Genomic DNA, 23,478 nt, shown 5'->3' with positions numbered 1-23,478 from the left:
CTATAACTGTAATATAATAGTAACTATTTTCATCTCTAAATAAATGTGATACATTATTATATGTAATTAGTATAAAAAGCCATGTTTCTAGGGCTTTATGGATGAAATTTCCGCTTTTACCAGAGTCCGGATAGTTTATGTCTGTAATATAATAGTAGATATTTTAATCTATAAATAAATGTGATACACTATAATTAATATAATTAAATTAATAATTTGATACAGAAAAGGTGTGTGACTAGGTTGCGCCTTGTCTTGTTTTGACGCGCCTACATCCTTTCTGCAAATCTTAGGGTATAAGGATGGTAAAAATGAGTAATAGAGAAAATAAAACAGATGTTATCTTAATTGGTGCCGGAATTATGAGTGCAACTTTAGGGACACTCCTAAAAGAATTAGTACCAGATTGGAAAATTACAGTGTTTGAGAAGCTTGACAAAGCAGGAGAAGAAAGCTCTAACGAATGGAATAATGCGGGAACAGGGCATGCAGCACTGTGCGAGCTTAACTATACTCCTCAAAAATCGGACGGCTCTATAGATATTACTAAAGCTATCAACGTCAATGAACAGTTTCAAGTTTCAAGACAGTTTTGGGCTCATCTTGTAAATAACGATTTAATCCGTAACCCACAGGACTTTATCATGCCATTGCCTCACATGAGTTTAGTAGAAGGGGAAAAAAATGTAACGTTCTTGAAAAAGCGTTTTGAAGCGCTTTCAAATAATCCGTTATTCCAAGGTATGGAATTTTCTGATGATCCAAAAAAACTGAAAGAATGGATTCCAGTTATTATGGATGGCCGTACATCAAAGGAACCGGTTGCAGCGACAAAAATCGATTCTGGAACGGATGTTAACTTCGGTGCTTTAACGCGCATGTTAATTGATCACTTAAAGAAACAAAACGTTGAAGTTAACTACAACCATCAAGTTAATGATCTTAAACGTACTAGCGACGGCTCATGGGAATTGAAAGTGCGTAATGCTAGCGGTCAAGTCGAACGCCATACGGCAAAATTTGTCTTTATCGGCGGCGGCGGCGGAAGCTTACCTTTACTGCAAAAAACAGGTATTCCTGAAAGTAAACATGTTGGCGGATTCCCAGTAAGCGGAATATTCTTAGCATGTAACAATCCGAAAGTTGTCGAGCAGCATCATGCAAAAGTATACGGAAAAGCTAAAGTTGGTGCTCCTCCAATGTCTGTTCCGCATCTGGATACACGATATATCGATAACAAAAAATCATTGCTATTTGGACCGTTTGCCGGCTTCTCGCCAAAGTTCTTAAAAACTGGTTCTAATATGGATTTGTTAGGTTCTGTAAAACCGAATAATGTCTTGACTATGTTATCGGCAGGTGCAAAAAACATGGCATTGACAAAATACTTGATCCAGCAAGTTATGTTATCGAAAGAACAACGTGTTGAAGAGTTACGCGAGTTTGTTCCGAACGCTAAAAGCGAAGATTGGGATATCGTAGTAGCAGGTCAACGTGTACAAGTTATTAAAGATACTGCTGCGGGTAAAGGTACGCTTCAATTTGGTACGGAAGTTATTACTGGTGCTAACGGTTCGGTTGCTGCATTACTAGGGGCTTCTCCAGGTGCTTCTACTGCCGTTCACGTTATGCTTGAGGTAATCAAAAAATGCTTCCCGCAACATATGAACGAGTGGGAACCGAAACTTAAAGAAATGATTCCTTCTTATGGTAAGAAGCTGTCAGAAAACCCAGAGCTTTTCCAAGAACTTCATGAGGCAACATCTCAGGCGCTTGGTCTAAGCGAAAAATCGTTACAAAAATCAGGTCAAAGCGTATCATAAGTAGTTACGAATTTTTTGAAACTGCAACTCAAAATGTAACGATTTAAAGATATAGAATAGGTGTTCTGCTATTCCGTTAAAAAAGGACTTCTCACTTTTGTGGGAAGTCTTTTTTCGCTTTTGAGAGTGGGAAAAACGTTGCAAATTATTAGTAAGATAAAAATCATTCCAACTCGCGTGTTGAACGTCAACACTTGCGCAATGCGACTAAATTCAAATGTTATACACTTAAATGTTGCTTAATTAACATCGAAATGCACATAATTATTTAGTCTAAATCAAAATTACAAACACAAATTGTTTGAGCTTTCCTGTCATGAAGCCTATTTAAACATCTTGTTATTTTCTCTTGTTTTTACTAAAAAATAGGCATTAATCCAAGAAGCGATTGGAATAATCAGAGCTATACCAATTCCGGCACAAAATATAGATATCATCTCAGCACTAAATACTTTTGAATTTACGATTTCTCCAACAGAATAAGATAAATGTTTAAACCATATAAGCAATCCTAGATATCCTCCAAAGAAGGCAAAAAATAACGTATTCGTATTTGTTCCTAAGATATCCTTCCCGATACTTAATCCAGATGTGAATAAATCTTTCCTGCTAATTAATGGATTATGATTAAATATTTCACGCATGGGAGATGTAATGGAAATGGCAACATCAGTAATGGCACCTATTGTACTCATAATAATCACGGAAGCTCCAATTTTAACAAAATCTACACCGATATAAAGGGAAAATATGCTAAGCTCCTCTATTTCTTCTTCACCAAACCCCTGAATCATAGCATTTCGTGTCACCATGTCAATAAAAAAAAGCAAAATGACAATTGTGATAATAGTGGAAATAAATGCTGTTATTGTTTTACTGTTCATTTCATTAATATAAAATAGGTTAATAAAACTAATCACTGCACATGCAATCAATGTTAAGATAATCGGATTAGCATTTGGATCTGTCATAAAAAGTATGGTAAGAAGTAGAACAACAAAGTTTAGGAATAAAGAAAAAAAAGACCGTGCTCCTTTTTTTCCACCAATAAGTATCATGAGTATAAATAAAATGGCTGCCAGCCACACTAATACATTCATAATTTTGCCCTCTTTCGATTAATGAAAAAAATAGAAGTATATAGACCTATTGGAATAGTTAACACGATTCCAATACCGCCAGCTAGGGCTCGAGCCAATTCTAATGAAAGGTTCATGGAAAGGGTAAACCCCAATGCAGAAGCATTCTTGAAATACAAAATAAGTATTGGAATGGAACCGCTTATATATGCAAAAAACAAAATATTTGTCATGGTTCCCATAATATCCTTTCCAATCTCCATTCCTGAAGTTTTAAGTGCTTTTACTGGTATGTCGTTATTCTTTTCATACAATCCAAAGATAGAAGAAGACATTGTAATGGCTACATCCATTACGGCTCCTAAAGATCCGACGAGTAACCCAGCCATAAACACCATTCGATAAGGATGCGTTAGAAATTGCATTTCTTCATATCGAAGGCCATTTTCGGAAGTTAGCCACATGACAAGATAGGTAATTAACAGCGAAATAAAAGTTCCTAGCAGGGTCGCAACAATAGCTGCATATGTTTTTTCATTAAAGCCGTTAACGAGTAACAAAGAAATGACAGTAAATAAAATAGTACTTACACTGCATATCACTACTAAACTCATGTTTGATGTATTCAGATAAACATCCAATGCATATGACAACAAAACAGCATTGGCTGCCAAACTTATAATAGAAAACAGCCCTTGCTTTTTTCCAACGATAAGTAGAGTAAAGATAAAAATCCATGCTATGATTACAACGTGTTTATCACGTTTTACATCTTTTATGGTTCCAGTTAAATCTGTATTTTCTTCTTTGTTCGTGTCAATCGAAACAAACAATTCATCTCCAACATGGTATTCTTGATCATAAGCTCCGGATGATGAATACTCATTGGTTAAATGGATAAGCCTTCCTTTTTCTTCTCCATTTTTTAACTCTGCTATTATAAGCTGATTGAATAGATAATCTTTATTATCATGTATATCAATCATTTCAGTTGTATCTTCCAAAGTGGTTTTGATGACTTTGGCTATCGGACGTTCATAGAATGAATAATTGTTATTAACAAAAAAAACAGAGGCGGCAAAACAAAGTCCTATTATGATATACAAAAAAATTTGTGTGTAAGTCATTTCTTTAAATTTGTTTACTATAACATTCAAAAAAAAACCTCCAACTATGAGATGGAATTCAGTGTATAAAATTTGAACATACTGTTTTTGGAGATGAATTGGAATTTTTGTAATTGTTTTCAAAAAATGCATTGTTCTAGGTAACAGCGTATCTCTAGCACAGGAGCCTCATCTAACGATGGTACTCAGTTAACAATGGACTTAGAATAGCAGGAAAATTTTCAAACTTCAAGGGAATATCTCCCGATTCGTTTCCTATTATGATTAGGAATGTTAAGGTGTCTGTCCCTCAGTGCTATAATGTTATAGTGAGACGGGGGCAGGTAACGTATCCCAGAGTACAAATTCATAATATAAGCTTTACGGAAATGAAAGATAAACCAGTCGTTACTCTGAAATTCGAATTTTGCGGCATGAATTCTAGTGTGTTTACACAAAAAAAGCAGACTCAAGCCTGCCAACTGCAATGGATGAATTATCTATTATATAAAAGATTTAAGTGATACTGATGATTTGGATTTTCTTTTTTATCGAATTTCTACATTAAGTTTCCTGGCTCTGTTAATGAACCAAAAAAGGTTTTATAAAGATAGACCGCTAGCTGTATTTTTAGGTAATCCTCGTAATGGCTAAAGTCCATATCTAGAATATCCTCAATTTTTTTTATACGGTGATAGAGCGTATTTGTATGGATGTGAAGTTCCCTAGCGGTAGAAGTCATGGAACGGTTATTCTGTACATATGTGAAAAGGGTATGCAGAAGTTCGTCCTTTTTCTCCTGACTTGTCCATAATAGGGAAAACGTCTCACGCAGAAATGAATTGATTTCTTCAGGGGAATGGTTTAAAAAAAGGATGCTAATTCCAATATCCCTGTAATGAAGAACGCCTTTTTTCTTTTGGTTTTTCAAGTGAAGAAGGGCTTTTTCTGCTTTTAAATGATTTTCTTCGGCTTGTCCAGGATAGTAATGTCCTGTGCTAATTCCTGCTCGAGCTACTACTGTAAACCGTTCGTTCCACCATTTTATGCTGTTTTCGATTATTTTTGTAATATATGCTTCGCTGACAGCATCTCGGGCAGAAGAAAAAAAGGTAATTTTATTATTGTAGCTAAAAAGAAGGCTGTTTTCTAAAGTTATTTTCTCTTTCAAATGTGTTAGAAGAAGCAGTGCATCGTTTTCAAGAGAGCGCAGATCGACGTTTCCATCCAATTCAATTAAAGCTGTTTGAAGAAAATAATGATTATCAATTCCTAATTCCTTTGCAGCAATCTCAGCCTGCTGAGGATTTTTTATTTTCAGAAACTGTTGATATGTTTCATAGGTTTTCTTATACATGATTTCAGTCTGTGATCTAAGTTTCATAATTTCAAGAGAAAGAATAGGCGCTCCTTGTTCGATGATAAGTTTATCGAGTTGTGATAGAGGGGCGCTTCCTTCTACAATCAGACAACCCAAGAAAACGGAGCCTGATCTAATCGGATAAATATAGCAATCAATATGAATGGTGTCACAAATTGATACATAAGCTGGCTCAATTTTATTAGTAAAGAGAAAGAAAATATCATCTATCCTTTCAGTGAAATGTTTAATGGGTTGCGGAACGTAATTTCCTTCAAGATAATCCGCATAGATAAAATTCCTTTCCATCAGTTTATTCATTTCTATGATAATAGCTTTTAATCCTTTGTTCTGAACTGATAACTTCGTAAGGTGATTGTGGATTTCTGTTCGCTTTTCTAACAGCGCATTCGTTTCTTGGAGCCTTTGTGATAAATGGGTGACTTCATCTAGGTTTTTCTGCACTTCTGTGTGAAGTTGGGCATTATGAAGTGCGATAGCTGCTTGGGAAGCGAAGCTTTGTAAGAGAAGGAGATCCGTTTCGCTGAGACCATCTTCTATATCAAAGCAATGAAATGTCATAACGCCAATCCGTTTTGTTCCAAATGAAACGGGGACGGCTAAGATAGACTTAATATTTTGGCTATTAGGGTGTGCCTTATTAAGGATATCAAGATTTTCTTTGCTTAAATCGCTCATGCTATTATAAATCTTTTCACTTGTAGTAATTAGCCTTACACAGCCGTCTCTGAAAACTTTCCCTGTAATAGACTCACCTATATTTATTTTAAGGAAGCTGATGTTCTCATTAAAGCCAACATAGGTCTTTATAATCAGTTTATTCGAATGCTCATCATACATTTGTATATAGCCTGCCTCTGCTGTTTCGACTATTTTTAATGCAAAATGCATGATTTTTTTTAGTACTTCATCCAATTCGAGAGTTGAGTTCATTGCCTGGAAGCTTTCCATTAAATTCATTACGTGATACTGTGCCTTTTGATTTTCTAGACTTAATTGTTGAATAAGTGCTTCTTTTCTTTCCATATTCTTGACCCCCATTGTTGATATAAACAATTGATGCGCACTATCATTGTTTGATTACACATTGACCGATATGTATGAAATTATATAATATTTAGTAAATAACCAAAAGTGACAAAAATCACTTTTTTGAAAGCGCTTTCCACTAAATGGAAAGGAAGTTATAGTGGAAAAACTTACAAGGAATTAGAAAGTAAAATTGAAGATCTCTTTTACTACTAGATGAGGCGCCGCTGCTTGGTTAAAAGGAGCGAAACTCGAAAAAACGGTTGCGTACAGCGTTACACGCATTGGTGAAAAGATTATAGGAATTAACTAATATTAACATATTGTAAGGGGAAATTAGACTGTTTGATTTTAGTTAAGATTAATAGTTAACTTTAGGAGGAGGACATTAATGTGCAAAACAACCAAATTAATAATAAAAAGAGGTATGTGATTCTTGCACTGCTATTTTTAGGATGGTGCTTGTCTTATCTTGATAGGATGGCAATGAATGTTGGGATTGTGGAAATTGCAAAAGATTTTAATCTTAGCCCTTCTGTTATGGGGGTTGTGCTGAGTAGTTTTTTTGCTGGCTACGCTTTAATGCAATTGCCTGGCGGCTGGCTTGCTGATAAATTCGGATCCAGAAAAGTAATTGCTATTGCTATTTTGTTTTGGTCAATATTTACCGTTTTGACAGGAATGGCTTGGTCTCTTATGTCTATGATTATGATTCGGTTTATGTTCGGTCTCGGAGAAGGAGCATATCCTGCAGCAAGCTCCAAAGCAATCGCTGATGTTTTTCCTAAAGCAGAGCGAACTAGTGCTCAGACAATTATGATGTCCTCCAATTCACTTGGTGGAGTGATTGCTCCTTTAATTGCTACGCCGTTACTTGTGTGGATTGGCTGGCATAACCTCTTTATCACCATAGGTATATTAGGTGTTTTTGTTGCAGCTTTACTTTGGTATTATTTAAGTCCGAAAAATATGCAGGTCGAAACAGTTGAGGAAGAAACGGTTCAAAAAGCTTCTTTTAAAGATGTTTTAAAAATTCGGACAAGCTGGCAGTTGGCCATTATGTGGTTTGGAGTAAGTACAGTCGTATGGGGACTCATTTCATGGATGCCTCCTTATCTTGTAAATGTGAGAGGTCTTGATTTGATGTCTATGGGGATGCTGACGTCAATTCCTGCACTTGCTGGGGCTGTCGGTGTTATTATTGGCGGACAACTTATTAAGTCTTTATTAAGCGGCAAAGAAAAATATCTTGCAATTGTAAGCTTTATCATCATGATTGTATCTCTTTATTTGTTATTCAACGCACCGTCTGTTTCACTAGTTATTACGTATCAAGCTATATGTATGCTTTTTCATGGCCCAATTGTGGCTATCATATTTAGCCTTCCGCATAAAATGTTCTCAAAGAACGTTATTGGGTCTACATTTGGGATGATTAATCTTGGCGGGATGATTGGGGCATTCCTTGCACCAATGGTTATGGGCTATTTAATTGAAGTTTTTAATGGATTATATGTATCCGCATTCATGTATATCATTGCCTGTGCTGTTTTAGGTATTTTTGCGGCAGCGGGGCTTATAACGAAAAAGAATCTTTCAAGCGAAGCTCATGAGGGGACTCGCGACGAAACCGTTATATAATTAAGTAAAGTCACGTTTGTTCAGAGACTGGGTGTTTGTCCATTTGGATAAAAAGTCTAAAGACTCATAATGTACCTAGTAAATCGAATTGATTATGAAGTTCCTGACCAGGGTCTAATTTTAGTATAGTAAGTGAACCAACTTCATTTAATCTTCCGCAAACAGGCGCACTTCTTAAGTAAGAAGGCGTCTTCTTTTTATAAGAATAAAAGTCGGTGGATTTGCGGAAAAAGGGAATTTCCACTTTAGTATAGTTGAAGATTTATTTTATTTATTATTTGAGAGTATCTTGAAAGTAATCTGCAAATGATAAATAAAACAAATCATTCCCTTTACCTAAATGAATAATGGAGGTTCACCTATGGAAACAACAAGTTATAAAGGCACAAATAAAATGATTATTGGTATTGTGTTTGGGGTTATCACTTTTTGGCTCTTTGCTCAGGCAATGGTCAATGTTGTTCCGGCCGTGCAGAAAGATTTAGGCATTTCACTTGGCACATTAAATATTGCAATCAGTTTAACGGCTTTATTCTCGGGAATGTTTATCGTTGCTGCTGGTGGGTTAGCAGATAAAATTGGTCGAAAAAAAATGACGTATATCGGGTTAAGCCTAAGCGTTATCGGATCGCTGTGCCTTGTATTAGCACAAGGATCTGTTTTATTGATCATCGGCCGTGTCATTCAAGGACTTTCAGCGGCATGTATTATGCCTGCAACAATTGCGTTAATGAAAGCTTATTTTGAAGGAGCAGAACGTCAGCGTGCTCTTAGTTTCTGGTCTATCGGATCTTGGGGCGGATCAGGAATTGCTTCTTTCGCGGGTGGTGCAATCGCAACTTATATGGGATGGAAATGGATTTTCATCTTTTCTATCATATTCTCTTTACTCGGTATGTGGCTGATTAAAGATACTCCAGAAAGCAAAGGTGAATCAACAGGTGCTTTTAAATTCGATTACACTGGATTAGTCATTTTTATCATCACAATGCTTGCTCTAAACGTTTTGATTACTTTTGGTGCAGATTTAGGCTGGACAAGCCTGCTTACAATCGGTCTTGTCATTGTTACAATCATTGGAGCAATTGTGTTCTTCAAAGTTGAAAAAAGTAAGGATATCGTACTCATTGATTTTTCTTTATTTAAAAATAAACCATATTCTGGTGCGACTTTCTCTAATTTCTTGTTAAATGCGATTGCTGGAACTCTTGTTGTAGCAAACACTTATGTGCAAGTAGGTAGAGGATTTAATGCATTTCAATCAGGGATGTTATCATTAGGTTATTTAGTAGCAGTGTTAGCGATGATTCGCGTCGGAGAGAAGATTTTACAAAAAGCAGGTGCAAAATCGCCAATGATTTGGGGAGCTCTCATTACAACGGTTGGTGTAGCCCTTATGGGGTTAACTTTTTTACCTGATGTTATATATACAGTGATTGTCTTTATTGGATTTGCTTTGTTTGGACTTGGACTAGGGATTTATGCGACTCCATCAACAGACACATCTGTATCTAACGCACCTTCAAACAAAGTCGGTGAAGCTGCTGGAATCTACAAAATGGCAAGCTCACTTGGCGGAGCGTTCGGTGTTGCGATTTCGGCAACTGTTTATAGTTCGATTGCAGCGATTGGTAGTCTTGAAACCGCAGCTACTGCAGGGATTATCGTAAATGTGATATTCGGTGTACTTTCTATTCTTTCCATTATGTTTATGGTTCCTGGAGATACTGGAAAAAAAGAAACCGAAAAATCATCTAAACAAATAAGAAAGCCAAATCCTAGTCAACCAAATCCAATTCATTAAAGAATTCAGAGTATTGATTTCGAACAGTTAGAGGGGATTATTAAATGTTATTAGACGAACTAATGAAAAAATTAGATGAAAAAAAGGATCGTATCATTGAGATTCGCCGTTATCTACATGAACATCCAGAACTTTCTTTCCAAGAAGAAGAAACAGCTAAATATATCAGCGATTTTTATACGGACGTGCCAGTGGATTCCGTTGAAACAAACTTCGGTGGTGAGCGCGGTGTCGTTGTAACCATTAAAGGTTCGAAGCCCGGAAAAACAATTGCTATTCGTGCCGATTTCGACGCCTTGCCAATTAAGGAAGAAACGGGGCTGCCTTTTGCATCAAAAAACGAAGGGGTTATGCATGCTTGTGGTCATGATGGTCATACAGCATACATGTTGGTGTTAGCTGAGACATTAGCTGAGTTTAAAGATCAATTAAAAGGTACGATTCGAGTTATTCACCAGCCAGCTGAAGAAGCTCCTCCAGGCGGCGCGATTGGTATGATTAAAGCGGGTGTCCTTGATGGTGTAGATGCAATCATTGGAATTCATGTAATGAGCAACATGAAAACAGGTCATATTTATTACAGAAGCGGGAACACGCAAACAGGAAGATCCTATTTTAAATTAGTTGTTCAAGGTAGAGGGGGACATGGATCATCACCTCATCTAGCAAATGATGCTATTGTTGCAGCAAGCTCATTCGTGATGAATTTACAAACAATAGTCAGCCGTCGAATCAATCCATTTGATACAGCTTCCGTTACCATTGGTAATTTTGATGGAAAAGGTACATTTAACGTAATCAAAGATGCCGTTACAATTGAAGGAGATGTTCGAACAATGTCTCCCGAAACTCGGGAAATTGTAGAAACCGGGGTGCGTGCGTTTGCGGAAGGATTAGAAAAATCATATGGAGTAAAATCTACTCTTGAATATAACAATGATTATCCTGTTCTATATAATGATCCTGACGTAACGGAGCATGTACATCAAGCCCTAGAACAAGCTTCCATTCCAGAAGTAGAAGCTGTTTTGGAGACACCGCCACAGCCGCCTTCAGAAGATTTTGCTTACTATCTTGAAAAAATACCAGGATGTTTCTTCTATGTCGGTGCTTGTCCTGATTCAGGTGAAGCCTACCCGCATCATCATCCTAAATTTGATATCAATGAAAAAAGCCTTATCATTAGTGCTAAAGCTATGGCTGCTGTTGTAGCTTCTTACTGTGATGGGAACGAAACGTAAGAGGATTTCATCTGAATAAAGAAAATAAAAATAGCTCCATTATGGAATATTTAATTTCCTCAATGGGGCTATTTGATATTATTCTAGAAATAGTTATGTGAAAATTCATTATGAATGTCATAAATTATCCCTTACCCATTAATGCAAGGATATGATTCCGTGATATTAGAATGTGATATAGAACTTGGTGGAACAGACCAGCATTTCAACATTTTGATGGGTAGACATTTTCAGGAGAAGTTCGGAAAAGAGAAGCAAGTGGCCTTGTTAATGCCATTATTAGAGGGGCTTGATGGTGTCGAGAAGATGTCTAAATCAAAGAAAAACTACATCGGTATTGATGAGAGTCCACAAGAAATGTACGGAAAAGCGATGTCCATCCCAGATGAATTAATGAATAAATACTTCGAATTAGTAACAGATTTTACTCCTGAGCAAATTCAGTCAGTGAAAGGTCAAATTGAAACAGGTCAATTGCACCCAAGAGATGCAAAAATGTTACTTGGTAAGACAATTGTTAGAATGTACCACGGAGTAGAAGCAGCTGAAAAAGCAGAACAGCATTTTATCTCAGTTTTCCAACAAGGGTTATTACCTGATGAGATTCCAGCGGTAGTATGGGATAGAAACACGGAAGTCCCTGTCATAGATGTACTTGTTGAATTGCAATTATTAAGCTCCAAAAGCGAAGCCAGAAGAATGATTGAAAACAGAGGGGTAAAAATAAACGGAAATAAGGTAGAAGATACGAGGCTGCAAGTTTCGATTACTGATGGACTAATCATACAAGTTGGGAAACGTAAATTTGTAAAAATTAAAACATTATAAAATATGATATAAAGGTACGGCTTAAAGTTGTACCTTTTTTTCAGCCTTGTTAGTTTAGTTCAATAAGGTAAACTTATGAATTTGTATAAATAACCTATAATTTTCTTTATGTACTGGGGTTGATATGTTAAAAAAGAAAGGGGAATTATAATGAGAATTTTTGATACACATTTTCATATTATTGATTTTGATTTTCCAATTATCGAAAACCAAGGATATTTGCCGCCTAGTTATGTTGTAGAAAATTATCAAAATGAAACTGCTGATTTAAATGTATTAGGTGGAGCTATTGTATCTGGGTCATTCCAAGGATTTGATCAAGAATATTTATTAAAGGCACTAAAACAACTGGGTTCAACATTTTGTGGCGTAACACAATTACCTTTTACAGTGACGGACGAAGAAATACTACATTTAAATGAAAATGGAGTAAAAGCATTACGCTTTAATATTAAAAGAGGTGGTTCAGAAGATTTATCGAAGCTGGATTACTTTGCTAGAAGAGTTCATGATTTAGTAGGATGGCATAGTGAGCTTTATATTGATGCAAAAGAGTTACCTGAAATTGCATCTATTATTGGAAAATTACCGGCTATATCAATCGACCATTTAGGGTTATCAGAAGAAGGACTACCGCATTTATTAAAACTAGTTGATAAAGGGATACATGTAAAAGCTACTGGTTTTGGTCGTGTAGATTTGAATGTTAAGAATGCCTTAAAATTGATTTATGAAATTAATCCAGAGGCTCTTATGTTTGGAACAGATTTACCATCTACAAGAGCAAAAAGACCTTTTGAGCATGGAGATATTGAATTGATTCAACAGCTATTTGATGAACAAGCCGCCGATAAAATCCTGTATACGAATGCTTTCAAATGGTATTTCAAGTAATGTAGCTTTTATTAGATTTGGAATGAGTACACTTAAAGTACGGGGAGCATTAGTTAAAGAAGAATGAAGTGAGTTTAGGTTGGAGAACTTCTTATAGTTATTCCATTGAAGGATGCTTATCTTCAATAAGATATTTCTTTTTACATTACTGAGGAATTGGGAGTTTAACTCAGAGGTATCCTTAACGTTGTTAATCTGCGTTTTGCTAATGGTACCCGATACTTTAAAAGTTTAGGGGAGAATTATATATTTTTATAATGAAATAAAGGGAGATTTCTATGCAGAAGAAAATCATATTAACAGGGTATGGTACCGTTGCCAAAGAGCTAATCAAACTGATTATTCACAATGGAGCTTTGATGAAAGAAAAATACGGCTTTGACTTACTCGTAACCGGAATCGTTGGCAGTAAAGGAATGATTTACGAAGAAAAAGGAATCAAGCTTGAGAGCTTGATTGATTTCGGAACGGGTTCGGAAGCACTTTCGAGATATTCGGAATATTTCAAGCTCCCTTTTACTGAACCAATTTTTCAAGGAGATGTCCTGATCGAGTGCTCTCCGACAAATATAGAAACGGGAGAACCAGCACTTGGCTATATTCAGAAATCTATCGTGAATGGGATGGATATTGTCTCTGTTTCAAAAGGAGCACTTGTAAAGTCATTCAATAAAATTAAAACACAAGCAGCCAAGTATGGTAGTCGATTAAAATACAGCGGCGCAACCGCGGCAGCCTTACCAACGTTTGATATCGGAGAATATAGTTTGGCAGGATGCACGATTACTCGTATTGAAGGCATTTTAAATGGAACCTCCAATTTCATTTTAGCAAGCATGAGCGAGAACAATTTATCTTTTGAAGAAGCGCTAAAAATTGCACAGGAAAAAGGAATTGCGGAAGCAAACCCTGCTTTAGATGTGCAAGGATTTGATACGGCTTGCAAAATTCTCCTCCTCGCGAATGGATTTTTCGGAAGCAGCTTATTAATGGACGATGTAAAAATTAAAGGCATTGAACAAGTCACTAAGGAAGACATTCAGGAAGCTAAACAAAATGGCCGTACGCTTAAGCTTCTAGCTAGTGCTTACAAAGAAGCTGGGAATGTAATCGTAGAAGTAAAACCATGTCAGCTCGAAAGCGAGCATCCTTTAGCTCATGTCAATGGAACAAATAAAGGTGTCGTTTTTGAAACAATCGAAATGGGAGCCGTTTGTGCAACTGGAGGAGCATCTCACCCAAGAGGAGCAGCAGCGGCAGCATTAAAGGATGTCATTAATCTATATAGAGAAACGAATTAGACCTGTTCCGATTTCGATAGTATTTTGGAGCAAGTAAGTTAGGAGCGGTCTGTTCGAAAAGCTTATTCTTTCTAAATAATTGAATAAAAAGGAAATGGTTCTATTATGTCGAATTAAGGGTGATGCAGAAGATTTTGCAAAACATCATTGTTTGTGGAGGAAATAGCTTTGGATACTATTACACACACACTTTTTGGACTTTCATTATACGGTTCAATTCAGAAAGATAAGATGGATAGAAGGACAAAAATGGCTTATTTATTCACTTCTGTTGGAGCGAGTCAAATTCCTGATAGCGATGTGATTTCTCAACTATGGGATACAGAAGGGCTTTATCAAATGTGGCATCGCGGCATTACTCACTCTATTTTTCTTACCCCGATATGGGCTTTATTATTCTATGTCTTGTGTCTGCTTTTCTTTAAAGTGAAGGATAAGCGGTTATTTTTTCTAGGATGGCTTGCGGTAGTTATACATAATACCAGTGATTTGTTTAATGCTTGGGGGACGGGGTATCTTGAACCATTTTCTCAAACAAGAATTACATTTGGAACCATCCCGATTATTGATTTTGTTTTCTGGGTTATTATTGGCAGTGCTTATTTGTTATCAAAGAAGACGACGATTCTGAAGAAACCTTATTATTTTCGCGCAGCTTGGTTCTTAATAGTTCTTCATGTTAGCCTGCAAAGTGTACAAGGGTATTATTACTATCAAAAGTACAATCAAGATTATGAGCAAATTGCTTTATCAGCTGGTTTTATCCCTACTACCTTTCAGGTCATTACTAAACAAGAAGGAGTCGTAACCATCTTTCAGGATGGAATCTTCCAACGTAAAGAAATCCAATATGTACTTGAATCTAAAGAGGATGCAGACCTGGATTATTTATTCTCAAAAAGCCCAACAGCCAAAACTCTCTACCAATGGTCACCATTTGTAGTCATCATTGATGATGATAAACAACTTGGAATTTATGATCCGAGATTCTACCGAAACGGCCAATCCTTCCTCTATGAATACATTACACATTAACGCTTAAAAGTACCTAGGGACTGTCCCCAAGTACTTTCGCCCAAAAGGCTTCGCATTGCGTACATGGAAAAGCCTCTTACTAAAGTGCCAGTGAACCAAAAATAAATCTAGCCAGTCACTAAATTTTCATCGCAATAGTTATTAATCAGAGCTGTCTTCAAGACAGCTTTTTCTTGTTCAACTGGCGGGGGAGGTTAGCTTAAATAAGAAGAAGCACCAATAGGTAATTCTAAATATCATGGTATTAATTAACTTAATGCACTTTTGATTGCGATTAATATTAAATACAAAGTTCCATTCTGTTAGAGCTTTGCATCAATGTCTTGGTTCATTGCCAGTTTTGATGTTACATCCTTTCAACCTTTTTAAAATTCTCATTGTTCATGTAATGATTTAATTCTTTTTGGACTAATCATATGCTTTTTAGAAAATAATTATAAGAGTAAGGAAAAATGGTTGGGTGGTTACGAAATGCATATTTTCCAGGCATTGTTGTTTTTACTGGCAGCTATGAGATGGGGAGATTGGAGAAATTGGCGGAGATATTACCCTACTATTTTATTTTTTATTGGTGGCGACCTTTTGAAGAACGCTTTACTCCATGACCATCGTTGGTGGGTATATCAAGAAACGATATTTGGAGAGAGGATATTGTTTGGACATTTAGTTATCAATCTCCTCATCATGGCAGTCATTTATCCCTCTACGATCATAATTTATCTGGGGAAATTTCCTATTGAAAAGAGTAAACGAATCTTCTGGATTCTTTTTTGGGTCCTTATTTACATTACCATGGAATCCATTAATCTTTACTATGATGTAATCGATTATTACCATGGATGGCATATTTGGTGGTCAGTAATTTTTGATATTGTTATGTTTACTATTCTTTGGATTCATCATAGTAGACCACTGTTAGCTTGGGGATTTTCCATTACATGGCTCATTATTTTATGGAATATTTTTGATTTATCCTATACCTTGTTGAAATAAGGGGCGTTTATGAATATATCGATCGTATCATCCATCACTTTACTCATTCTCATTTCTTTTTGTGTTACCCCTAAAAAAATGCATATTTTTGAAATAATTTTTATTTGGCTTATCGTATGGCTGCTCACTCATTCGTTAGCTTGGATTATATACGTGAATTTAACTTGGATAAAAGTATCGACGAAATTAGCGGATTTTTCGATTTATTTTTTTGATAGATTAATTCTTTCTCCGCTTCTAGTAGTGATTTTTTTTGAGGTTTCATTGAGGTTCAATCGAAAAGCAGAAAAATGGGCCATTCTTTTGGTGGCCATATTAATTTTAATGTTTACTGAATATGGTTTGTTTAAAATGGGAGTTTTTTATGATGTTAAGTGGAATATTGTCTATGCTTTTATTGAAAATTCCTTTATCCTGCTCGTTTCTTATTTTTTATGGACGAGATTTAGGAGAAAATTTATTTAAAAGGAGTTTTGGTACCCATGTTTTTATATTTACCGAAACACTTTGATGAAAATGAATGGTTCATTATCATTATTCTGGTTTTGAGTATTTTCTTGGTGAGACTGCCTAAAAGAATGCCTACCGAAGTTTTTTACTTAATCGTCCTATTTATTATGGCTGTTCCAAGCATCATCGACTATAGTATTGCTGCGATGCCTCCTTATGATCTATATCGAATGAATGATTCGGAGAAGCTGGAAGTGTTTGATATTCTATTAATTGGAGTTTATATTCCATTTGGGTATCTCTGTGTGTATTTTTATGAATGGTTTCAACCGAAGCAAATGAAGAGTGTACTTTATATTTTAAGTTGGGCCCTCTTGGCTACTTGTTTTGAATTTATCATGGTAAAATTACATATCTTTACTTATCATGGATGGAGTTTGGCCTATTCTTTTCCCACCTATTTGTTCATTATTTCTCTATTCTTATCCTATTATGAGTTTCTTCTTTTCCACTACAAGAAAAAGGTTGAGTGCAAACTTCATCATAAAAACACTTAACATTGTAGTTGCAGGGTTTCTTTACCAAAAATACTCTTTCTTTATAAAAAACGCTAGTATGCTGATTTTTGCTTCAAAAGCATATCGAATTCAAAAAGGGACTTTGACGCTTGTAGCTGCTATGTAGCAGCTTTTTTTGCTTACTAAACAAAGGGGCGGCAGAATAGCCGAAGAACCACCTGGAACATATGATATTTGCAGTATTTGTTTTTTTGTTGAAATGATAACAAATAGCGTATAGAGAAGAATACGGCTACATAATAAAGCCATATTCTTCAAGGTTACCTGTAGCTTATAAGGGCATTCTATTGTTAGCGAAACTTTCACATAACATCTTAAGTTTTAGAAAGGAGAGAGGTGGATGGAGTCACTCTGGCTAGAGTATGCGTGGACATTGTTAATTCTAATTGGATTAGAAGGATTGTTATCGGCTGACAATGCCCTTGTACTAGCGGTTATAGCCAAGCATTTACCTGAAAGTCAGAAAAAAAAAGCTATAAATTACGGAATTATTATGGCCTTCGTTTTCCGATTTGCTGCACTTTTTGCCATTTCTTTTATCGCAAACGTCTGGCAGGTACAGGCGATAGGAGCAGCTTATCTTCTTTACTTAGGCTTAAAGCATATCATTCAGGCGCGGTTCGGAAAAGAAAATGAGAATATTCATAAGGACGATGAAAAGGAATCCGCTGGGAAAGGTTTTTGGCCCACAGTAGGGAAGATTGCTGTAGCTGACCTCGCTTTTGCGATTGATTCGATTCTAGCTGCGGTTGCTCTTGCCCTTGGTCTTCCAGATTCACCGCTTGATGACTTCGGGGGCATGGATGGAGGACAGTTTATTGTTGTTGTTCTTGGAGGGCTTGCTGGTCTTATCTTGATTAAGTATGCAGCTACCTGGTTTGTGCAACTTCTCGATAAACGTCCAGCATTGGAGACAACAGCATATGCAATTGTTGCCTGGGTCGGTGTCAAACTTGCTGTCATTACTCTTGCTCACGAGGATATTGGTATCTTAGATCATCATTTTCCGCATAGTACCGTTTGGACTCTGATCTTCTATGGAGTATTAGTTGGTATTGCTCTAATCGGTTGGTTTGCGCCAGGTAATAAGTCGGTAAATCCTAAAAGGTGACAAAGAATTCATGCGTATAAGCCTATATGAGGTTTCCGTTAAACACTGGTACTTTTTTCGCCGCTTTGTGGAAAGCAGGTTTTTGTGGCTTATAGGTGGCTATCGGGTGCGTTGATTTAAGCAGGATGAACGCACTTTTTCATGGAACGTCACAGTTCAATTAGAAAAGCATATATGTTTAGTTGATTATACGCTAGTTAAAAAAGGTTGTCCTTGGGACAACCTTTTTTAATTAATACCTAATCATTCACCTAGCTTTTATTCTGAAAAAGCTTTTGAATACTGAACGACACCTTGCACATTTTCAAGAGAATTCTTTGTTAATTCTAGAGCCATAAATATTTCATCAGGCACCTCAAATGGAGCTTGTATATTCCATAAGCTCGCTGGTTTAAAACCAAACTTTGGATAATAGTCTTTATGTCCTAAGACGATTACTGAACTAAGCCCGTGCTCTTTTGCATTTTTTAATGCAGTATGAATTAATTGACTCCCAATTCCTTTTTTCTGATAATCAGGTGCAACAGAAACTGGAGCAAGTGCCAAAGAATCGACAGCGTTATTACCATCTACAATTTTTATTTTAGATAACAGAATATGCCGCACAATGTCTTTGTCTTGATTTAATGCAACTAATGAAAGTTCAGGAATAAATGCCTCTGATTTTCTAATCCGATTTACAAGTACGTGTTCTTTCTTGTCGCTATATTCTTCATGTAAAAAGGCTTCTTTAACAATTTCTTCAGTCGTATTATATTCTTCAGTGAGTTCTTGTCTAATTAAGATATCCATTTATAGTCTCCTATTCTTTTTGGTGAATGACACCTTTTTTATATCTATAAATGGCACTTCCTTAATGCACGAAGTCATTAAGAAAGTTTACTCACCCAGTTCTAAACATAAGTTTAACAAACAAAAACCTCCAATTTAGTATGTACTCATTTTATAGAGTGATGTTGTTGGGGTCAACCTCGACTATAACCCCCAGTCTAGCTTTAAAATATCGTTAAGAATTTGAAATTTTTCAAACCCAATTTTATCGATGATTTTTTTTTCGAGATTTGCCTTTAAGGCTTCATTTTTCTCATAACATTCTTCGCCTAGTTGAGTTAACTGTATACACTTATCTTTTTTGTTGTTTTCTAAGCTGCTAACTGTGACTAAACCTTTTGATTCAAGTCTTTTTATGAATTTATGTGTTGCTTGCCGGGAAATGTCAACATGTTTTGTGACATACGAAATAGTTGGCCGCTTTTTATAAATTCTAGCCATAATAAACCATTCAGAATTCGATATATATATGTCACTAGTATCATTCCATAATTTCCCAGTAATACTTCGAAGTTGAACATGTCGCTCGCTTAATGAGTCAATGAAATCTAAGTTTTGTAATTCTAAATCCAACCATTTCACCTCATTTATTTTCTTCAGTTATTATACGAAGGTCTTTTTAGATTGTCAACAAAGTTGACGATTTGTGAGAAGTATAATAAACTATTTTGTAAACCATGTTGACAATTATAAAGATAGGAGTAATGATGATGTTTAATATTGGAGATATGATTATCTATTCAACACATGGATTAAGTCAAATTGATGATATATGTGAAAAGACTTTTTCTAATGTAACTAGAACCTATTATGTTTTGCGTCCTCTTGCAGAATCAAGTTTAACAATAAGTACCCCCGTCGATAATGATAAAGTAATTATGCTTAAGTTGTTGAGCCGTGAAGAAGCGGAAGAACTTCTACAATCCTTTAAACTTCCGGGGACGAGCTGGATAGAAGATGTTAAAAAACGTAATAAGAACTATCGAATTATGGTGAACACAGGGAATCGCAAGGAGATTGCTCAAATAGCTAATACTTTGATGCGGAAAGAACGTGAACTCAGCCTGAAAAAACAGAAACTTTATGATCAAGATCGTAAGCTTTTACATACCATTCAAAACTTATTATTTAAAGAGATATCAGCGTGTTTGGATACTTCTGTTGAAGAAATATTGGAGCAGGTTAACGATATGATAAATGAGTAGTGTAGATTTACCAATAATACTAATTAGTTTGAATATACTAAGAACGTGTTTTAATCAAAATTCATGTTGAACTTTTTAGTTAATAAAAAATTTATAAAAAAAAAGCTTACATCATAGAAAAAAATTTTGTTATAGTAAAACAGACCGGTCGGTATGGTGGAGGTGTACTACGGAAATGGATACAAAATCGCTGATAATCGAAATCGCGACAACTCTTTTTCAGCAAAAAGGATATAAGGGCACAGGATTAAATGAAATCTTAAAAGTATGTAATATTACAAAAGGTTCGCTCTATCATCACTTTCCGAATGGAAAAGAAGAATTACTCATTGCTTGTCTTCAGTCAATGGAAGAAGCAATTACTACAGACATTGAGGATATTTTCAAACGAAATCAAAGTACTCAAGAAGCTATACAGGCAATGATTGAGAAATTAGTAACTGACTTTGATCGAGAAGGTACGCTTACTGGTTATACATTTAGCAGTATGGTCAGCGAGATGGCATCACTAAGTGAACCAGTCCGAAATGCTTGTTCGGGTCTTTACACAAAGATTCAAGGGATTTACTGGAACAAGTTAGTAGCAGATGGGTTTTCAACAGAAGCGGCTCATTCGATTGCCCTCATGATGACGGCTTCTATTGAAGGTGGAATGATGCTTTGTTTAACACAAAAATCAAGTGAACCTCTCAAAATTATTTCTCATGTATTACCCAATTTATTGAAGGAGAATGGATAAATGAAACAACAACTCAAGGCCGACTCGATAACGGAGCAACAAACGAAAACAGAGCCGGAAACGAAACAACAATTTAAAACAGGACCAATTATGGCTGCTCTTTTAGTGGCAGGTTTTGTCGGACTTTTTAGTGAAACAGCCTTAAATATTGCCTTAGGACAATTAGGTCAATTATTCCAAGTGGACCCTACAACCATCCAATGGCTGGCAACAGGGTACTTTTTAACATTAGGGATTTTAATACCAGTAACAGGTATTTTGATGCAAAAATTTACAACAAGACAAATGTTTTTGACTTCTATCATGCTAACCATTATCGGTACAGTTCTAGCAGCAACAGCGCCCGCATTTGGAGTTTTATTAGCGGGACGTATTATTCAAGCGGCGGGATTAGCGATTAATTTACCTTTAACACAAAACGTTATTTTTGCGATATATCCACCACATAAACGAGGCGGCGCTATGGGAGTTATGGGCTTAGTTATGTTAGCTGGTCCAGCATTAGGCCCAACAATAGCGGGACTTATTTTAGATACATTATCATGGAGCTGGATTTTCTGGGTTCAAGTACCTTTCTTACTGTTTTCTCTTATTTTCGGATTCATGTATTTACCGAATGTTAATGAAGTACGTAAAGTTTCAATTGATGCATTATCTGTTATTCTTTCGACGATTGGATTCGGCGGTATTGTTTATGGATTTAGTGTATCTGGTGTTAATGGTTGGACGAGTGCAACGGTTCTTGGTTCTATCATTATCGGACTTGTCGCAGTTATTCTTTTTGCGGTTCGTCAAATGAAAATGAAGACTCCTATGATGAATTTAAGAGCTTTTAAATATCCAATGTTCGTTCTTGGAGTGTTTATGAGCTTTATAACATTCTTCAATATGTTGTCTATGCTTGTTATTTTACCAATGTATATGCAGCTGGCATTATTAATAGCTGCATTTACAACAGGTCTTATCCTTCTGCCAGGTAGCTTACTGAACTGCGTATTAGCTCCAACCATTGGTCGTTTATTTGATAAATATGGACCAAAAGCAGTGATCACGCCTGGAACTGTTCTAGTAGCCATCGCTTATGGCATCTATTCACAATTTGGTACAGAAACGGCGTTATGGATGGTTGTAGTTACTCATATTGTCATGATGTTAGGGATTGGAGCGGTGCTTGCTGCAACACAAACAAATACGCTGAATTCTCTTCCAAGACAGTATTATCCAGATGGAATCGCTATAACTCAAACGATTCAACAAGTAGCTGGCGCTGTTGGAATTGCGGTAATGGTATCGGTTTTATCAGCTAAACAAACTAGTTACTTAGCAACAACTGCGAATGAATTACCGCAAGCAGCAGTAGCGGGATCATCATTTGTGTTTACAATCGGTCTAATATTAGCGGTCATTAATTTTGTATTGTCATTATTCATGAAAAAGCCCAATTAACTTAAAGATAAAAGTTTAACGGAAAAAAGTTATCCCTTATGGGATAACTTTTTTCTGTGTAGTTAAAGAAAGACAAAGGTTTCCTAATGTGATGGATAGCCGTCAACCTAAATATAGAAAGAGAGCTTATAATATCTATTTGGGAGTGGTTTTAAATAGTTAAATAACCTCCTGTTAGGTGCGACTGACTCCTAAGTTACGGGGCTTTGCGGTTATTTGGATTTTCCTTTCCTCATTGCCTTGTCAAGTAATGTAGCGTTTTCTAAACCACTATCACTAAATGCGTTATCGCTGTCTAAGTTATTATCGATTGATCCTTCATCCATACTATCATTGAATTGGCCTTGAGATTTCGTTGTTTTATTGTCATTGTTAACTTCTGGCATAAAATTTCCTCCTTTTAAATATCACGAGATCGAAAGTTCATTCCAAACATTTCTTCTATGCGTCTTTGGGTATTTTTACTTTATCCATTTTGCTCTCTAAAAATGTATATAAAAACTGAATGTTTAACAGGCTATGACAGAGACATTAATTTATAGAGATTTTTGTCGAGGGAATGCCCATTTTTAATCAATAATTAGGATTGTAATTACAGTCTTTTCGAATTTTCATTTAATAACTGTTCTTTTAAGAATTTTATTGAGGTGAGATGTTCGTGCATGATGACCATAGAGATTATATAACCGTTGAGGATGAGAAAGGTAACCGTAAAGATTATGCGATTGAGGCATTATTTGATATGAAGGAAGAATCTTATGCTCTCCTAAAGGGAGAAGAGGAGACGATTGTCATGAAAGTCGAGGGAGAAGAGGGGAACCAGTATTTATTAGGGATATCAGATCCTTTAGAAAGTGAAGCGATTTTGGATGCATACCAAATTGCGGTCGAAAATGCACAGGACAGATAAAGGAGATTTGATTTAGGGCACTTGTAAAAGGTATACCCATAATCGAAACAAAA

Annotated in this window: 21 protein-coding genes and 1 pseudogene; 16 read left to right on the top strand and 6 right to left on the bottom strand. The window is 36.0% G+C overall.

Annotation, left to right across the window (positions count from 1 at the left end):
* The first annotated feature begins 311 nt into the window (after window positions 1-311).
* Window positions 312-1,823 (top strand): malate:quinone oxidoreductase, encoded by a 1,512-nt coding sequence (locus V7068_RS08580; protein ID WP_499712281.1) that lies wholly within the window; start codon window positions 312-314, stop codon window positions 1,821-1,823.
* 323 nt (window positions 1,824-2,146) lie between these two features.
* Here the strand turns inward: V7068_RS08580 and V7068_RS08575 are convergent, their stop codons facing one another.
* The 3 genes from V7068_RS08575 to V7068_RS08565 all read right to left on the bottom strand — a co-directional run bounded on the left by V7068_RS08575 (window position 2,147) and on the right by V7068_RS08565 (window position 6,415).
* On the bottom strand, window positions 2,147-2,923 hold the full coding sequence (locus V7068_RS08575) for a YibE/F family protein (protein WP_499712279.1): 777 nt from the start codon (window positions 2,921-2,923) through the stop codon (window positions 2,147-2,149).
* The gene (locus tag V7068_RS08570) at window positions 2,920-4,059 is read right to left on the bottom strand and encodes a YibE/F family protein (RefSeq protein WP_499712277.1); all 1,140 of its coding nucleotides are present in this window, start codon (window positions 4,057-4,059) and stop codon (window positions 2,920-2,922) included. Before V7068_RS08570 ends, V7068_RS08575 begins: the two co-directional genes overlap by 4 nt.
* Before the next feature lie 508 nt (window positions 4,060-4,567).
* Window positions 4,568-6,415, bottom strand: a complete 1,848-nt coding sequence (locus V7068_RS08565; RefSeq protein ID WP_499712275.1) for a helix-turn-helix domain-containing protein — start codon at window positions 6,413-6,415, stop codon at window positions 4,568-4,570.
* Window positions 6,416-6,811: 396 nt separating this feature from the next.
* On the opposite strand from V7068_RS08565, the gene V7068_RS08560 reads away from it, so the two are divergent.
* The 11 genes and pseudogenes from V7068_RS08560 (at window position 6,812) to V7068_RS08510 (ending at window position 18,294) form a co-directional block, all read left to right on the top strand.
* Complete coding sequence (locus V7068_RS08560) at window positions 6,812-8,059, top strand: MFS transporter (protein ID WP_499712273.1); 1,248 nt, start codon at window positions 6,812-6,814, stop codon at window positions 8,057-8,059.
* 361 nt (window positions 8,060-8,420) lie between these two features.
* Window positions 8,421-9,863 (top strand): MFS transporter, encoded by a 1,443-nt coding sequence (locus tag V7068_RS08555; RefSeq protein WP_499712271.1) that lies wholly within the window; start codon window positions 8,421-8,423, stop codon window positions 9,861-9,863.
* Between the two features lie 44 nt (window positions 9,864-9,907).
* Window positions 9,908-11,104 carry a M20 family metallopeptidase gene (locus V7068_RS08550; RefSeq protein WP_499712269.1) on the top strand — a complete coding sequence of 399 codons (1,197 nt, stop codon included), beginning with the start codon at window positions 9,908-9,910 and terminating at the stop codon, window positions 11,102-11,104.
* Between the two features lie 132 nt (window positions 11,105-11,236).
* Window positions 11,237-11,932 (top strand): annotated as a pseudogene (tyrS, locus tag V7068_RS08545) (tyrosine--tRNA ligase); the annotation flags it as partial.
* Between the two features lie 150 nt (window positions 11,933-12,082).
* On the top strand, window positions 12,083-12,826 hold the full coding sequence (locus V7068_RS08540; RefSeq protein ID WP_499712267.1) for an amidohydrolase family protein: 744 nt from the start codon (window positions 12,083-12,085) through the stop codon (window positions 12,824-12,826).
* 278 nt (window positions 12,827-13,104) lie between these two features.
* Window positions 13,105-14,127 carry a homoserine dehydrogenase gene (locus tag V7068_RS08535; protein ID WP_499712265.1) on the top strand — a complete coding sequence of 341 codons (1,023 nt, stop codon included), beginning with the start codon at window positions 13,105-13,107 and terminating at the stop codon, window positions 14,125-14,127.
* Between the two features lie 168 nt (window positions 14,128-14,295).
* Window positions 14,296-15,162: a metal-dependent hydrolase gene (locus V7068_RS08530; RefSeq protein ID WP_499712263.1), complete on the top strand. Its 867-nt coding sequence runs from the start codon at window positions 14,296-14,298 to the stop codon at window positions 15,160-15,162.
* Window positions 15,163-15,633: 471 nt separating this feature from the next.
* A complete protein-coding gene (locus V7068_RS08525; protein WP_499712261.1) occupies window positions 15,634-16,155 on the top strand; it encodes a CBO0543 family protein in 522 nt (173 codons plus the stop codon).
* A 9-nt stretch (window positions 16,156-16,164) separates the two neighbouring features.
* Entirely contained in the window at window positions 16,165-16,620 is a 456-nt protein-coding gene (locus V7068_RS08520; RefSeq protein ID WP_499712259.1) for a hypothetical protein, read from the top strand.
* A gap of 17 nt (window positions 16,621-16,637) precedes the next feature.
* Window positions 16,638-17,162 (top strand): hypothetical protein, encoded by a 525-nt coding sequence (locus V7068_RS08515; protein WP_499712257.1) that lies wholly within the window; start codon window positions 16,638-16,640, stop codon window positions 17,160-17,162.
* Between the two features lie 361 nt (window positions 17,163-17,523).
* Entirely contained in the window at window positions 17,524-18,294 is a 771-nt protein-coding gene (locus V7068_RS08510; protein ID WP_252289502.1) for a TerC family protein, read from the top strand.
* A 258-nt stretch (window positions 18,295-18,552) separates the two neighbouring features.
* Here the strand turns inward: V7068_RS08510 and V7068_RS08505 are convergent, their stop codons facing one another.
* Entirely contained in the window at window positions 18,553-19,086 is a 534-nt protein-coding gene (locus V7068_RS08505) for a GNAT family N-acetyltransferase (protein ID WP_499712255.1), read from the bottom strand.
* A gap of 183 nt (window positions 19,087-19,269) precedes the next feature.
* On the bottom strand, window positions 19,270-19,698 hold the full coding sequence (locus V7068_RS08500) for a MarR family transcriptional regulator (protein ID WP_499712253.1): 429 nt from the start codon (window positions 19,696-19,698) through the stop codon (window positions 19,270-19,272).
* Between the two features lie 137 nt (window positions 19,699-19,835).
* Between V7068_RS08500 and V7068_RS08495 the strand changes: the two genes are divergently transcribed.
* The 3 genes from V7068_RS08495 to V7068_RS08485 all read left to right on the top strand — a co-directional run bounded on the left by V7068_RS08495 (window position 19,836) and on the right by V7068_RS08485 (window position 22,515).
* Window positions 19,836-20,330, top strand: a complete 495-nt coding sequence (locus tag V7068_RS08495) for a CarD family transcriptional regulator (RefSeq protein ID WP_499712251.1) — start codon at window positions 19,836-19,838, stop codon at window positions 20,328-20,330.
* 175 nt (window positions 20,331-20,505) lie between these two features.
* The gene (locus tag V7068_RS08490; protein WP_499712249.1) at window positions 20,506-21,069 is read left to right on the top strand and encodes a TetR/AcrR family transcriptional regulator; all 564 of its coding nucleotides are present in this window, start codon (window positions 20,506-20,508) and stop codon (window positions 21,067-21,069) included.
* On the top strand, window positions 21,070-22,515 hold the full coding sequence (locus V7068_RS08485) for a DHA2 family efflux MFS transporter permease subunit (protein WP_499712247.1): 1,446 nt from the start codon (window positions 21,070-21,072) through the stop codon (window positions 22,513-22,515).
* A 212-nt stretch (window positions 22,516-22,727) separates the two neighbouring features.
* On the opposite strand, the gene V7068_RS08480 is transcribed toward V7068_RS08485, so the two are convergent.
* On the bottom strand, window positions 22,728-22,901 hold the full coding sequence (locus V7068_RS08480; protein ID WP_499712245.1) for a hypothetical protein: 174 nt from the start codon (window positions 22,899-22,901) through the stop codon (window positions 22,728-22,730).
* A 266-nt stretch (window positions 22,902-23,167) separates the two neighbouring features.
* On the opposite strand from V7068_RS08480, the gene V7068_RS08475 reads away from it, so the two are divergent.
* On the top strand, window positions 23,168-23,425 hold the full coding sequence (locus V7068_RS08475) for a DUF1292 domain-containing protein (protein WP_435799507.1): 258 nt from the start codon (window positions 23,168-23,170) through the stop codon (window positions 23,423-23,425).
* Window positions 23,426-23,478 lie beyond the last annotated feature (53 nt).

It is taken from the genome of Bacillus sp. JJ634 (genome assembly GCF_036962285.1).
GTDB classification, from domain to species: domain Bacteria; phylum Bacillota; class Bacilli; order Bacillales; family DSM-1321; genus Peribacillus; species Peribacillus asahii_A.
The sequence above is the reverse complement of the archived record's forward strand: the minus strand, read 5'-3'. Positions and strand labels throughout refer to the sequence as shown.

Coding starts and splice junctions, on each gene's coding strand:
- V7068_RS08540 (WP_499712267.1), top strand. CDS start 12,083: ATGAGAATTTTTGATACACATTTTCATATTATTGATTTTGATTTTCCA.
- V7068_RS08520 (WP_499712259.1), top strand. CDS start 16,165: ATGAATATATCGATCGTATCATCCATCACTTTACTCATTCTCATTTCT.
- V7068_RS08480 (WP_499712245.1), bottom strand. CDS start 22,901: ATGCCAGAAGTTAACAATGACAATAAAACAACGAAATCTCAAGGCCAA.
- V7068_RS08525 (WP_499712261.1), top strand. CDS start 15,634: ATGCATATTTTCCAGGCATTGTTGTTTTTACTGGCAGCTATGAGATGG.
- V7068_RS08490 (WP_499712249.1), top strand. CDS start 20,506: ATGGATACAAAATCGCTGATAATCGAAATCGCGACAACTCTTTTTCAG.
- V7068_RS08515 (WP_499712257.1), top strand. CDS start 16,638: ATGTTTTTATATTTACCGAAACACTTTGATGAAAATGAATGGTTCATT.
- V7068_RS08580 (WP_499712281.1), top strand. CDS start 312: ATGAGTAATAGAGAAAATAAAACAGATGTTATCTTAATTGGTGCCGGA.
- V7068_RS08475 (WP_435799507.1), top strand. CDS start 23,168: ATGTTCGTGCATGATGACCATAGAGATTATATAACCGTTGAGGATGAG.
- V7068_RS08535 (WP_499712265.1), top strand. CDS start 13,105: ATGCAGAAGAAAATCATATTAACAGGGTATGGTACCGTTGCCAAAGAG.
- V7068_RS08510 (WP_252289502.1), top strand. CDS start 17,524: ATGGAGTCACTCTGGCTAGAGTATGCGTGGACATTGTTAATTCTAATT.
- V7068_RS08555 (WP_499712271.1), top strand. CDS start 8,421: ATGGAAACAACAAGTTATAAAGGCACAAATAAAATGATTATTGGTATT.
- V7068_RS08575 (WP_499712279.1), bottom strand. CDS start 2,923: ATGAATGTATTAGTGTGGCTGGCAGCCATTTTATTTATACTCATGATA.
- V7068_RS08550 (WP_499712269.1), top strand. CDS start 9,908: ATGTTATTAGACGAACTAATGAAAAAATTAGATGAAAAAAAGGATCGT.
- V7068_RS08565 (WP_499712275.1), bottom strand. CDS start 6,415: ATGGAAAGAAAAGAAGCACTTATTCAACAATTAAGTCTAGAAAATCAA.
- V7068_RS08495 (WP_499712251.1), top strand. CDS start 19,836: ATGTTTAATATTGGAGATATGATTATCTATTCAACACATGGATTAAGT.
- V7068_RS08505 (WP_499712255.1), bottom strand. CDS start 19,086: ATGGATATCTTAATTAGACAAGAACTCACTGAAGAATATAATACGACT.
- V7068_RS08485 (WP_499712247.1), top strand. CDS start 21,070: ATGAAACAACAACTCAAGGCCGACTCGATAACGGAGCAACAAACGAAA.